We start from the raw sequence: 13670 nt of genomic DNA on the forward strand, positions 1-13670 counted from the left end.
CTGAAATAAACGTGTTAAAGGATAGAGTAGGGGATTGTGATGAAACTTGACAGAACCATTGAAACGACAAGAAAAAAAATGAATATTCCATTCTCGCCTCCGGATATTTCGGAAGAAGAAATCAAGGAGGTTACAGATACACTCCGTTCCGGTTGGATTACGACCGGGCCGAAGGTAAAAAAGTTAGAAACACTGCTGGTAGATTATACAGGGGCAGACGGATGTGTCTGCCTGAACAGCCAGACGGCGGCCGGGGAGATGAGCTTAAGACTCCTTGGGATAGGCAGGGATTCCTGCGGCATGGACGGGGTGTACGGCAGTGAAGAGGATGAAGTAATTACATGCGCTTACACCTACACGGCTTCCGCTTCGGTGATTTGCCATGTAGGTGCAAAACCTGTGCTGGTGGACTGCCAGGAGGGAAGCCTGGAAATGGATTATGATGCTTTGGAGCAGGCCGTTAATGAGCATACCAAGGCAGTGATCCCTGTGGATCTGGGGGGAATTCCCTGTGACTACGACAGGATATTTGAAATAGTGGAGAGAAAGAAAAAGATTTTCTGTCCGTCAAATAAGCTTCAGAAAGCGATCGGACGTGTGGCAGTAATTGAGGATGCGGCCCATGCCCTTGGAGCTGTCTATAAAGGCAGAACAGCCGGTTCTATTGCAGATTTCACCAATTTCAGCTTCCACGCAGTCAAAAATTTTACCACGGCAGAAGGGGGATCTTTGACCTGGAAGTTAGAGGAAGTGGATAACGAGAAAATCTATCATCAGCTGCAGCTGTTCTCCCTTCACGGTCAGAGCAAGGATGCCCTGGCCAAAACAAAGCTGGGAGCATGGGAATATGATATTCTGGGTCCCTGGTACAAATGTAATATGACAGATATTATGGGAGCTCTGGGTATCGCCCAGTTTGCCCGATATCCGGACATGCTTAAGAGGCGCAGGGAACTTATAGGTATATATGATACTGTATTAAAACCTCTGGGAGTGGAGGTTCTTCCTCATTTTACAGAAGAACATAGATCTTCCGGACATCTTTATATGACCCGGATTCCGGGCATCGGCCTTAAAGAGCGGCAGGAAATTATAGAAGAATTGGCCGAACAGGGTATTTCTGCAAATGTTCATTATAAGCCGTTACCCATGCATACAGCCTATAAGAGGCTGGGATTTCAAATAGAGGATTATCCAAACAGCTACAAGAAATTTGAGAATGAGATAACATTACCTCTTCACACAAAGTTGACAGACGAAGAAGCAGCATATGTGTTAGAGAAATACAGCAGGATTTTGACAGGGTATCTGAAATAGATGAGAGTAATTTCGAGAAAGGTGAAAATGAAGGAATGGTTTTAAGAAAGTGGGAGGAACTGCCGCACTTTATGCAGGTGAAAGAAGTAAGGAAGTATTATGAGATATTACGCAGAAAAGAGAAAAGTCTTTTTTTTAAACGCATTCTGGATGTGATAGTGTCTTCTATTCTGCTGGTTCTGTTTTCACCTGTATTTCTGTTTCTTGCCATTGCAATCAAGGCGGACTCAGAAGGACCTGTATTTTACCGTCAGGCGAGAGTGACACAGTACGGGAAGAAATTCCGGATCCATAAGTTCCGCTCTATGGCAGATAAGGCAGATAAGAGAGGAAGCCTTGTAACAGTAGAGGGAGACAGCAGGATAACGAGGATAGGTCGTTTGATCCGGGATAAAAGGCTGGATGAACTCCCACAGCTTATTGATGTAATTCAGGGAAATATGACCTTTGTGGGTGTGAGGCCGGAGGTGCCTGAATATGTGAAAGCATATACACCAGAGATGACGGCTACCTTGCTTCTTCCAGCAGGGATTACAAATCTTACTTCTATTTATTATAAAGATGAGGGAAGGCTTCTGGATAAGACAGAAGATCCGGATCGGATTTATAGGGAAAAGATTCTTCCAGAAAAGATGAAGTGGAATCTGAAAGGGATGGAAGAGTATGGATTCTGGAAGGATGTTGGAATTATGTTTATGACATTCTTTTCTGTATGTGGGAAGAACTATGCTGATGAGAGGGAAGAAGATGGTAAAAGGGCTGGTTTCAATAATAATGCCGACGTATAATTGTGCTTCGTTTATTGAGGAGACGATAGAATCGATTCAAGCCCAGACATATGTAAGATGGGAACTGCTCATTGTAGATGACTGTTCAACTGACAATACAAAAGAAATAGCAGCAAAATACATGAAAAAAGATTCAAGGATAAAATATCAGTGTCTGGAAATAAACTCCGGGGCAGCTGCAGCCCGAAATGTATCAATGAAGCTGGCAAAAGGGGAATATATAGCGTTCTGTGATTCGGATGACTTATGGATGCCAGATAAGCTTGAGAAGCAATTGCTATTTATGAAAAGGACAGGGAAGAATTTTACTTGCACAGCTTATGAGCATATGGGGGAAGATGGTAAAAACTTAAATAAAATTGTAAGACCAAAGAAGAAATGTGATTATAACCGCCTGCTTTTGGATTGTCCGGTTGGGAATAGTACAGTTATGTATAATGCAGAAAATATGGGGAAATTTGAAGTTCCGAATATTCGCAAACGGAATGACGATGCATTGTGGCTTCAAATGTTGAAAAAAGAAAAGTATATATGGGGAATGGACGAAGTTTTGATGCGTTATCGTATTCGAAAAAATTCTATTTCAAGCAATAAGCTGAAAGTTATAAAGTATCATTGGATACTTTATAGGAATATTGAACATCTTAGTATAGCAAGAAGCATGTTTCATATTGGTTATTGGTGTGTAATTAAAATATTAAAATTGAAATAGAGGCAAATAGGTTAAAATGAAAGTATTACACATAGTTTCATCTATTTCTCAGACAAACGGTGCAATGAATGTAATTATGAATTACTATAGAGAATTAGTGAAACATAACATTATATTTGATTTTTTATTTTTTCGAAAAACTGAAATAGATTATTCTACAGAAATACAAAAGTTAAATGGAAGTGTATTTTATTGTGGAGGATCAGGCAGTTTAAATACAATTATAAAAATGCATTCGTTTATTCATTCGAATTGTTGTAAGTATGATGCGATTGAAAATCACGAATTATATTTAACTAGATTTATAAATAAACAAAATCGTATATTAATATTACATAGTCATACAGTACAATATTCACAAAGAAAGCTTGCTTCATTTAGAAATCGAATATTGTGTTATCGTATAGGTGCCATTGCAGACTTTTTAACATCTTGCTCTTTAGAATCTGCAAAATTTTTTTGGCCGGAAGCAATAGAAAAAAATAACTTTCAAATAATGCATAATGCGATTCCTTTTGATAAATGTAAATTTTCAGAGAATATGAGGAAGATGTATAGGGGGCGTTTTTCTTTGGAATCAGATAAAATTGTGCTGGGATATGTTGCAAGGTTTGATGATGGTAAAAATCAGGAATACTTAGTTGAGATTTTAAATGAATTATGTAAACAAAGTGAAAAGTATGTTTTGATGCTCGTTGGAGACGGAAAAAATTTTCAAAAAGTAAAACGCACAGTTGATGAATTCCATTTAAACTCAAAGGTGATTTTTACTGGAACTGTTCCAGGGGCCGAAGTTAAAAATTATCTGTCCAGCATGGATATATTTTTATTTCCATCCACAAATGAAGGACTTGGACAAGCAGTAATAGAAGCACAGGGAAATGGATTGCCATGTATTGTATCAACCGGGATTCCGTTAGAAGCAAAAATAAGCAGAGAATTTCAATTCGTTATGCTGATGAAAGAAGATGGAACGCCTAATTATGAAGAGTGGATAAAAAATATATATTCAATGAATTTAAATCGGCAGAATATCAATTTTTTTAATAGCGGTTATGAGATAGGCAATGAAGCGGAAAAAATTGCTGAATGGTATAAAAGTATAATCGGATAGAAATTGCAGGATAGCTGAAGAGCGGATCAGCGAAATAGAAAATAATTTATAAGGAATGTATCATTGTGTATGAGGCTAAAAGTATCGTTATTTCTGCTGGAATTATTAATAGTATTTCAATATGTAAATCTTTTAGGTGACCTGTTTCCGAGTTATATACAAATAGGTCTATTTTTTTTATGGATATTGTCAGTTGCTGGTAATAAAAAAATTATAGTAAAGATAATTAAGTTAAATTATCTAAGTCTGCTAATTTTTGTAGTAGTTTTTCTTCGCTGCATTATTGCAGAAAAGCTTGATATGACTTATTTTAGTCCAATGCAGGCCGTGATAGCAAGATATCAATTTTTTGCGTATCCGTGTATATTTATCTATGTTTCTGCACTTGAAAAAAGGGATAAAAGAAAGATTTTTAACGTGTCTTTGATATCTGTTTTAATAACAGTAATTGTATCATTTTATTATATATTTTTTATTGATCCTCAAGCAATAAGAAATACACAAGGAGTTTCTTATTGGGGAGTAGGCGACTTTCAATTAATGTATGCTATGGCAATGCTTATGGGTCCGCTGGCTGCAGTAATTAAGAAAAGAAAAAAAGAAAAGGGGAAATGCTGGTATTTAATGCTTGCATTTATCTTATTTGGTTTATGTCTGCTGCTATGTAATTTGGTTACAACTGTTGTTATTGCAGCTATTTCAATTACGATTTCTTTTGCAGTTTCAATAAAAACGAAATTAAAATATATTTTTGGCGGCGGTATTATTACATTAGTAATTTTATTGAGACAAACATGGGGAAAACTTTTATATAAAATAGCAGATAGTGGAACCTTTTATTGGAGTACAAGTAACAAAATAAGAGCAATTGCAAATGTCATAGTAGGCGATTTTTCTTATATAGATACATTAAGTTTAAGAGTTACGCTTATAAAACAGTCACTTCAATCTTTTAAAGCGAACCCGTTATTTGGCATTAATTTTAGAACACACGATGCAGGTATTATTGGAGGGCATAGCCAGTGGCCGGATGACTTGGGGAGATATGGAATATTTGGGAATGCATTCATTATAGTAAACTATATTATGATTGCGAAATATACGATTCGTTGTAATTCAAACAAAGAGGTAAGAAATCTCATGCTCTCAGTTTGGATAACATTTTTTATACTAGGCTTTTTAAATCCATGTTTATCGGGGGCAATATTAATGGTTATGTTTGTTGTGGTACCGACATTTGATGCTTTATAGTGAGGTGAAAACATTATATGAATGTACTTATTATCAATCAAAATAAAAGTGATAATATAGGCGATAAGTTATTAAGCAAAATGCTTTGTGAGAGATTAAATAATTTAGGAGTTCAAACCAAAGAATTAGGATTTGCCCAGACAACAGAACAAAATGTAACATATGAGAAAGCGAATAATACCAGACATTTTTTAAATTCTGTCAAAAAAAAATGTCCGGTACTTATAAAGTATCTGCTGAACTTCGGACCTAAGCTAAGAGAACAGCAAAAAAAAGTAAAAATGACGGAATATCAAGCAATAGTTATCGGAGGAGGACAATTGATAAAACATAAAAGCGTTTTTCTTTATTGCTTAATATATTGGGCGCGGATAGCAAAAAAGTATTCTGTTCCATTTGCTTTTTATGGTATTGGTATAGATAATAACCTTACAATTGCTGAAAAAAAGTTATATAAATGGGTGTTCAGTAAGGCATTTTTTGTTAATTGCAGAGATACGGATAGTGCGGAGATGGTAAAAAGCTTTTTGGGAGCAGAAGCACAAGTTTCTCCCGATATAGCATTTGCTTATTGTCCCACACAGACTACTGCCTGCAATGAAAAAAAGAAAATAGATTATTTAGTCATGCCCTATAGTTATACGACAGCTCAAAGCGCATTTGGGTTATCTCTTTTAAAAATTCAATATTATGACGGGATTTTTAAGGAAATGAATATAAAGAAAGAAACAAGAATTGTATTGGCAGCGACTACTTCATCGGATGCAGGAGAGTGTATACAATTTAAAGAGTATCTCTCCACAAAAAATGTTGATGCAGTCATAAATATAACATCAACTGCGGAGGAATTATCCAATCTTTTTTCTGATTCCGAAGTTATAATTACCGGCCGTATGCATGCAATGATAATTGCAATGCTCTGTGGTTGTAAAATAATACCAATTAGAGTGTCTGAGAAAATTAATACTTTTGAAAAGGAGTATCTTTTATCTTCAAAAAGGACAATTTCTAATATTAAGGAGAATGCGATAAAAGGCGTAGATACACTAGTTAAAAGTTTAAAGCAGTTTCAATAAGATATAAAAATAGAGTTTAGTTATTAGGAGCCAAGGGAGTATTTTTTTATACTTTTAATGTCCACAATTAAAGGATTCCATTTATGGATTTTTATTTGTAGGGCATTTTTTTATTGTAATTTTTAAACAATAGCTGTGTGATAAAGGTAAGCTTATAAGAGGAGACAAATTATGGTAAGTATTATAATTCCGCTTTATAATGCGGAAAAATTTATTAAAACAACAGTGGATTCTTGTTGTACTCAAACATATCAAGATATAGAGATTTATGTTATAGATGATTGTTCAACAGATTCTTCCATTGAAATTGTTAAGAAATTGCAGAGACAAGATTCCCGAATAAAGATTTTAAAAAATGAAAAAAATTTAGGCGTAATAAAAACCTCAAATGTTGGGCTGCAGGCATGCTCCGGGAAATATGCAATGGTTCTAGGCAATGATGACGTTTTGGAACCAGAACATATTGAATGTATGGTAAAAATTATGGAACAGGATGATTATAGCTTTTTGTATTGTTCAAGTATTTATATTAATGAGGCTGGAGAAAAAATAGGTCAGTCTGATACAAAAGATATTTCTCAAAATCTGCAGCTGCTGCTGCGTAGAAATGTAGTTAATGCATGTGGTTTATTGATGAATGTGAATAAACTGAGAGAAGTGGGATGGTATCCAGAATATTTAGGGTTTCGTAATTATGGAGAGTGGTATCTTTGGATAAAGTTATGCAATGTAGGAAAAGTTGGATATGTTCCTCAAATTAAATCAAATTATAGAATACATTCTAATAATTTAACAAAAACCCTGGATAGAAGAGAAAATTTAAAGAATGTTAAGCGTTATAATTTGGCGTGCATGAAATTAGCGGCCAATACAATAAAGTTAAATATTGGGAAGAAGGTTATGGAACAAATATATAGGTTTTGGTATACGATTAAAATGAATATACGTTTTTGTCTGACGCTAAAATAAATTTTTTTGATTTTAATGGGAGTAAACTTGTATTGAAGAAGTTAAGGTTATTTATAGACAATTTTATTATTTATGGATTCGGAGGAATTATCAGTAAAGTTATTCCGTTACTAATGGTGCCGATAGTTACCAGGTTAGTATCAGATACAGGATATTATGGATTAAGCGATCTATCAGCAACAATAGTAAGTTTTGGCAGTTCGATTGCAGTTATGGGAATGTATGATGCACTATTCAGACTTTTTTTCGAAGAGGACTCTCTGGCATATCAAAAAAGTCTTTGCTCAACTGCTTTTATATTTACAGTAATAACTTCAATTATTATTTGTATGGTAATGCTTTTGGAAAAAGAAAAAATCTCAAATCTATTTTATGGGAATTCGGAATATTCCTATTTAATATATATTTGTGCAATCACAACATTGGTTAGTTCTACAAATAATATAGTTGCAGCACCGACAAGAGTACAAAATAAAAGGGCTATTTATTTGCTGGCAAACTGTATATCTCCAATACTTTCCTATAGCATATCAATTCCATTACTGTTAAAGGGGTATTTTATTACTGCATTACCACTGGCCACAGCTGTTTCAAGCCTGCTTATAGAAATATCATTTTATGTAATGAATCGTAAATGGTTTTCGTTTAAACGATTCGATTATCAGCTTTTAAGACAACTGCTGATGATTGGTTTACCTCTTGTTCCTAATATTTTAATTTATTGGATATTTAATTCCAGCGATAAAATAATGATAACAAACCTAATAGGTATAGATGCTGCTGGAATTTATGCAGTAAGTTCTAAAATGGGACATATGAGCCAGCTGATTTATACAGCCTTTGCTGGCGGATGGCAGTATTTTGCTTTTTCTACTATGAAAGAAAAAAAACAAGTTGAAAATAATTCAAAAGTATTTGAGGGATTGGGAGGTGTTTCTTTTGCAGCAATCATTTTATTCAGTGCATTTAGTTACTATTTCTTCAAGTTATTGTTTTCATCAGAGTATTTATTAGGTTATAAGGCAGCCTCATACTTGTTTGCTGCTCCGCTTTTACAAATGCTTTATCAAGTATCTGTAAGTCAGTTTATGATAATAAAAAAAACATGGCCGAATATGATAATTTTATCATTTGGGGCCGTAGTTAATATTGCATTAAATCTTTTATTAATTCCCAGAATTGGAATAGAAGGTGCAGCAATTGCTACACTGGCAGGGTATTTAGTGTCAGATATTATTTGTGCGGTCGTTTTAATCAAGATGAAGCTGATGGTTATTAGGCGTAAATTTTTAATTGCATGTTTGATAACAATGATATATATGATTGCCTGGAAATTTTATTTTGCAGACATGATTTATCTTGGAATCATAGCTTCTATGTTTGCTGTGGCTGGAATTTTTTATCTCTATAAGGACGACCTATTAGTTGTCAAAAGGATGTTAATTGAGTAGAAGGATACAGATAAAAATATATTTGATAAGAAGGAATATTATGGGAGGAATTGTATTATGAAAATACCTTTTGCTAGTTTTTTGCCAATGGAGAAAGAGCTTGCTTATGATATAAGTAGTGCATTTGAAAGAGTTTATACAAGAAGCTGTTATATTAATGGTATGGAAGATAAAAATTTTGAAGCAGCATTTGCAAAATATTGTGAGACTAATTATTGTGTAGGTGTTGGAAATGGTCTTGATGCACTAATGCTGATTCTTAAGGCATTGGGAGTTGGGAAAGGAGATGAAGTAATTGTTCCGTCTAATACCTATATAGCTACAGCATTAGCGGTAACCTATGTAGGTGCTGTTCCAATATTTGTTGAACCGGATATAAGAACGTTTAATATAAATCCATTATTAATTGAAGAGAAAATAACGAATAAAACGAAAGCAATTATTCCGGTTCATCTTTATGGGCAGCCGTGCGAAATGGAACCAATAATGAAAATTGCCAGGGAACATAGGCTTTATGTTGTAGAAGACTGTGCACAGGCACACGGAGCCAGGTACAAAGGAAAGAAAATCGGAAGCTTTGGAAATGCTGCAGGATTCAGTTTTTATCCGGGAAAAAATTTGGGGGCTCTTGGGGATGCAGGAGCGGTTGTAACAAATGATAAGGAACTTGCAGATAAAATTAGGGCTTTAGGCAATTATGGATCGGATTACAAATATCATCATATATATAAAGGAAATAATTCGCGGCTTGATGAATTGCAGGCCGCATTTTTAATGGCTAAGTTACCTCATCTTGATCGGATGAATAGCGAGCGCAGGAAAATAGCAGATCGTTATTTAAATGAAATTAAGAATTCACAAATTTTGCTGCCATATGTTATTCCGGAAGTGGAACCAGTGTGGCATGTTTTTAGTATTTGCTGCAAAAAGAGGGAGGATCTTGAAAAGTATTTGGCGAATTACGGTATTGGTACGAATAAACATTATCCAATACCTATCCATCTTCAGAAATGTTATCAAGATTTAAATCTTGCGAAAAACGAATTACCTGTTGCAGAAAATATTAGTGCTACACAGCTTAGTATTCCTATTTATTATGGAATGAAAGAAAATGAAGTTTCTTATGTCATTGATGCTTTAAATAAATATTAATGGAGAATAGTTATGTACTTGAGAAAGTTCGAACAAAAAGATGCTGTATATATGCTTGAATGGATGCATGATAAAGAAGTGACTAAGGATCTGGCTGCGGATTTTGAAAAGAAGCAATTAAAAGATGCTGAAGAGTTTATAATTTCCAACAGACAAGAGTTGAAAAATCTGCATTTAGCGATTGTATCCGATACAGACGAATACATGGGAACTGTCAGCTTGAAAAATATTGATAAATATGCACAAAATGCTGAGTTTGCAATTATTGTTCGTAAACGTGCAATGGGAAAAGGTTATGCGCGGTATGCTATGATGGAGATTCTTAGAATCGCTTTTGAAGAATTAGAGTTGAATTGCGTTTATTGGTGCGTGTCAAAAAAGAATAAACGGGCACTTAAGTTTTATGAAAAACACGGTTTTCATGAAGCCTTAGATATAGCAGATAGAATTAAAAAAAGGTATGAAGAAATAACAGATCTAAAATGGTATTCTGTCTTAAGTGGGGATGATTACCAAAATAAAATGCTTGAGCGAAAAATGATAGCCGGATGTAAAATTATCAGCATTAAAACAATACCAACTGTAGATGCAGGCGAATTGTCTTATTTTGAAGCGATTCAAGATATACCATTTAATATAAAGAGAGTTTATTATATATCAAAAGTTCCAGAGGGAGTCCGAAGAGGATACCATGCTCATAAAAAACTGAAACAACTGCTTTTTTGCCCATATGGAAAAATTCAGTTAATACTTGATGATGGCAATAGGAAAGAAGAGATTATTTTAAGTGATCCGTCTATAGGGATTTTAATAGAACAACCCATATGGAGAGAGATGCTGTGGCTAGAGAAGGATTCAGTCCTTTGTGTCACAGCATCTGATTTTTATGATGAATCTGACTATATACGTGATTATCAGGAATTTCTTAAATTTAGATACTGTATAAAGAAATAAATTGTGAAGGTAAGAGCAAGATGTTATTTTCATCATTATCATTTTTATTTTTCTTTTTTCCTCTCGTATTGATACTATATTACCTGGTTATTTATTGTATAGGACGTACTGCTGGCAATTTGATTTTGTTTTGTTCCAGCATATTTTTTTATGCATGGGGAGAACCTCAAAATGTTTTAATTCTCTTAGCTTCTATTTGTTTTAATTATAGCATTGTTAAATGTATTGAAAGAGGAGAAAGGTTCAAGAAAATATATTTAATCTTTTCTATTACAGTGAATTTAGCAGTGCTTTTTATTTTTAAATATTTGAATTTCACTCTAAATAATTTAAAAGTGTTGGGATTTAATGAAAATATACAGATGAAAGAGATTGTTATGCCGATAGGAATTTCATTTTATACATTTCAGGCATTATCCTATTTGATAGATGTATATAGAGGCAGAGTGAAATCCCAAAATACTTTATTAGGCGTAGGATTGTATATTGCCTTTTTTCCGCAATTGGTTGCAGGGCCGATAGTTCAATATCAAACAATTGAAGAACAGATTACAAATCGAAAAGAAAATTGGGATAAAGTTTGCCAAGGAGTTTCAAGATTTGTAATTGGTCTGTCAAAAAAAGTTATTTTAGCTAATAGCTTTGCTATAGTTGCAGACGAGTGTTTTGAAAATGTCGGGGGGGGTATTTATCCCTGGCATGGATCGGAATTATATTTTACTCTTTACAAATATATTATGATTTTTCAGGATATTCTGATATGGCCGTTGGATTGGGGAAGCTATTCGGCTTTGAATTTTTAGAGAACTTTCATTATCCTTATTTTGCAGCGAGTGTCACTGATTTTTGGCGCAGGTGGCATATTTCATTAGGAACTTTTTTTAGAGAATATGTATATATTCCTTTGGGAGGAAGTAAAAGAGGGAAGCGGAAGACAGTTAGAAATCTTTTTATCGTATGGGTTTTGACGGGCTTGTGGCATGGAGCAAATTGGACATTTATTTTGTGGGGTGTTATTCATTTTCTTGCAATAGTACTTGAAAAGTTATTGATAAGAAAACAAAAAAATGCTTTCATAGGGCGCTTATATATGCTTGGAGTTGTTATAGCCGGCTGGGTATTTTTTAGAAGCGATTCGGTTGAAATGGCAATAAAATATATAAAAATTATGATGGGAATTGGTGTAAATGGGTATATGAACGTCCGCAGTATTGTGTTATTAAAAGAAAATTTTATTTTTTTGATAGTGGGTATTCTGGGAACAATCCCTGTTATGTCCGTGATAAAGAAAAAAATTGGAAATACTATTATTTATGAAATTCTCGAACAATTATCGGTTCCTATACTCTTTTATTTTTGCTGCTGTTATTTAATAAAAAGCACATACAATCCATTTATTTATTTTAATTTTTGAGGTTCTTTATGAGAAAAATTATAAAATATATATCCATAAATACCGTTTTTTTTATTATTTGTTATAACATATTTTTGAATAGAATAAGCATATTGAAGCTTTATAGAGAATCATGGAGGGTAATTTCAAATGAAAAGGTACTGACTAAAGAGCAGACATATCATTTTGAGAAAAGTCTTAAAGAAGTTTTTCAGACGGATGATAAATGGATTAATAGCTTTGGATTAATACAAAAGGTGCTATTAAAAAGAGATTTATTAGATGTAGTAAGTGATAAAAATGGGAGATTGTATTTTAAGGACAGCCCGGCTTATGCGGCTGTGGATAATGTGTCTGATAATATTGAGACTTTATATCAATATACAAAAGGGCTGGATATTCCATTTCTTTTTGTACAATGTCCTTATAAAAGCTATGCAGATGTAGAGGATCTGCAAGGATATGGGATAGATAAAACGAAGGAAAATGAGGCGCTTTTAGTTGAAAAGTTAAATGAAAGAGGAGTTCCTGTCTGTGATTTACGAGTATATTTTACGGATGAAGCTTATTATAAGACAGATCACCATTGGACTTGTGAAGCTGCTTTTCAAGCGAATAGTATAGTGATGAAATATTTATATGAAAAATTTGAAGTTTCATTTAAAGAGTATGATATGGAAAAGTTCCAGGATATAGATCAATATAAACTGATAGATTATGAATCTTCATTTTTAGGGAGCGTTGGGATTAGGGTGGGGGAGCATTACTCTAAAAAGGAGAATTTTTCTATTATTATGCCTGCATTCTCTACAGATTTTAATTATGAACATTTAATAAATGGAAAAAGAACAGGATATTTTTCGGGTGATTTTTATGAGTGTTTTATTGATGAAAAGCGGTTGCTTGATAAAAATTATAAAAATAAATATATGGTTTTTTTAAGAGGAGGATATGTTGAGAATATTATAAAAAATAATGAAAGTAATAATGAGTTAAAAGCATTATTTATTTCGCATTCATATGGCAGGCCGATGTCACAGTATATGAGCTTATATTTTAAAGAAATTCGATATTTAGATCCATCTCCAGGCAGGTATAACAGTAGTTATATAGAGTATATTCAAAGTTATGAACCAGACGTTGTAGTGCTTATGTATAATGGAGAAATATCATTATAAATAAAAGGTTTTATAGCTAATGATTTTTATAAAATATGAAATTATAATAAGGAGTTTGCTATGCTTTTTAATTCTTTCGCTTATATTCTTTTTTTACCAGTAGTATTTATTATATATTGGATATTACCCCATAAATATCGTTGGGGATTACTTCTTATCGCAAGCTATTATTTTTATATGAGCTGGAATCCTCAATATATAATTTTGATTTTTGGAACAACAGCTATTTCTTATTTTGCAGCGCTGGAAATAGAAAAAGCAGAGGTTAGGGGGGGGGTAATAAACGTACATTTTTAATTGCAGCATCTGTTTTCT

At 33.6% G+C, this 13670-nt stretch carries 14 protein-coding genes; all 14 read left to right on the plus strand.

Annotation, left to right across the window (positions count from 1 at the left end; genetic code table 11):
* The first annotated feature begins 78 nt into the window (after positions 1–78).
* The 14 genes from VV089_RS04740 to VV089_RS04805 all read left to right on the plus strand — a co-directional run bounded on the left by VV089_RS04740 (position 79) and on the right by VV089_RS04805 (position 13652).
* Complete coding sequence (locus VV089_RS04740; RefSeq protein WP_334336208.1) at positions 79–1317, plus strand: DegT/DnrJ/EryC1/StrS family aminotransferase; 1239 nt, start codon at positions 79–81, stop codon at positions 1315–1317.
* 35 nt (positions 1318–1352) lie between these two features.
* On the plus strand, positions 1353–2105 hold the full coding sequence (locus VV089_RS04745) for a sugar transferase (protein ID WP_334335120.1): 753 nt from the start codon (positions 1353–1355) through the stop codon (positions 2103–2105).
* Positions 2050–2817, plus strand: coding sequence for a glycosyltransferase family 2 protein (locus VV089_RS04750; protein WP_334335121.1), 768 nt, complete (start codon positions 2050–2052; stop codon positions 2815–2817). Before VV089_RS04745 ends, VV089_RS04750 begins: the two co-directional genes overlap by 56 nt.
* A 16-nt stretch (positions 2818–2833) precedes the next feature.
* Entirely contained in the window at positions 2834–3931 is a 1098-nt protein-coding gene (locus tag VV089_RS04755) for a glycosyltransferase (protein ID WP_334335122.1), read from the plus strand.
* Between the two features lie 69 nt (positions 3932–4000).
* The gene (locus VV089_RS04760; protein ID WP_334335123.1) at positions 4001–5182 is read left to right on the plus strand and encodes a hypothetical protein; all 1182 of its coding nucleotides are present in this window, start codon (positions 4001–4003) and stop codon (positions 5180–5182) included.
* A 17-nt stretch (positions 5183–5199) separates the two neighbouring features.
* Entirely contained in the window at positions 5200–6258 is a 1059-nt protein-coding gene (locus VV089_RS04765; RefSeq protein ID WP_334335124.1) for a polysaccharide pyruvyl transferase family protein, read from the plus strand.
* 171 nt (positions 6259–6429) lie between these two features.
* A complete protein-coding gene (locus tag VV089_RS04770) occupies positions 6430–7227 on the plus strand; it encodes a glycosyltransferase family 2 protein (RefSeq protein WP_334335125.1) in 798 nt (265 codons plus the stop codon).
* A 32-nt stretch (positions 7228–7259) separates the two neighbouring features.
* Positions 7260–8678: an oligosaccharide flippase family protein gene (locus VV089_RS04775; protein WP_334335126.1), complete on the plus strand. Its 1419-nt coding sequence runs from the start codon at positions 7260–7262 to the stop codon at positions 8676–8678.
* A gap of 57 nt (positions 8679–8735) precedes the next feature.
* Complete coding sequence (locus VV089_RS04780) at positions 8736–9830, plus strand: DegT/DnrJ/EryC1/StrS family aminotransferase (protein ID WP_334335127.1); 1095 nt, start codon at positions 8736–8738, stop codon at positions 9828–9830.
* A 12-nt stretch (positions 9831–9842) separates the two neighbouring features.
* Entirely contained in the window at positions 9843–10784 is a 942-nt protein-coding gene (locus VV089_RS04785) for a GNAT family N-acetyltransferase (RefSeq protein WP_334335128.1), read from the plus strand.
* Between the two features lie 20 nt (positions 10785–10804).
* On the plus strand, positions 10805–11587 hold the full coding sequence (locus VV089_RS04790) for a hypothetical protein (protein WP_334335129.1): 783 nt from the start codon (positions 10805–10807) through the stop codon (positions 11585–11587).
* The gene (locus VV089_RS04795) at positions 11515–12198 is read left to right on the plus strand and encodes an MBOAT family O-acyltransferase (protein ID WP_334336209.1); all 684 of its coding nucleotides are present in this window, start codon (positions 11515–11517) and stop codon (positions 12196–12198) included. Before VV089_RS04790 ends, VV089_RS04795 begins: the two co-directional genes overlap by 73 nt.
* An 8-nt stretch (positions 12199–12206) precedes the next feature.
* The gene (locus tag VV089_RS04800; protein WP_334335130.1) at positions 12207–13355 is read left to right on the plus strand and encodes an alginate O-acetyltransferase AlgX-related protein; all 1149 of its coding nucleotides are present in this window, start codon (positions 12207–12209) and stop codon (positions 13353–13355) included.
* A gap of 60 nt (positions 13356–13415) precedes the next feature.
* The gene (locus VV089_RS04805; RefSeq protein WP_334335131.1) at positions 13416–13652 is read left to right on the plus strand and encodes a hypothetical protein; all 237 of its coding nucleotides are present in this window, start codon (positions 13416–13418) and stop codon (positions 13650–13652) included.
* The last annotated feature ends 18 nt before the right edge of the window (positions 13653–13670 follow it).

Source organism: Candidatus Merdisoma sp. JLR.KK011, assembly GCF_036941125.1.
Classification (GTDB): domain Bacteria; phylum Bacillota; class Clostridia; order Lachnospirales; family Lachnospiraceae; genus Laedolimicola.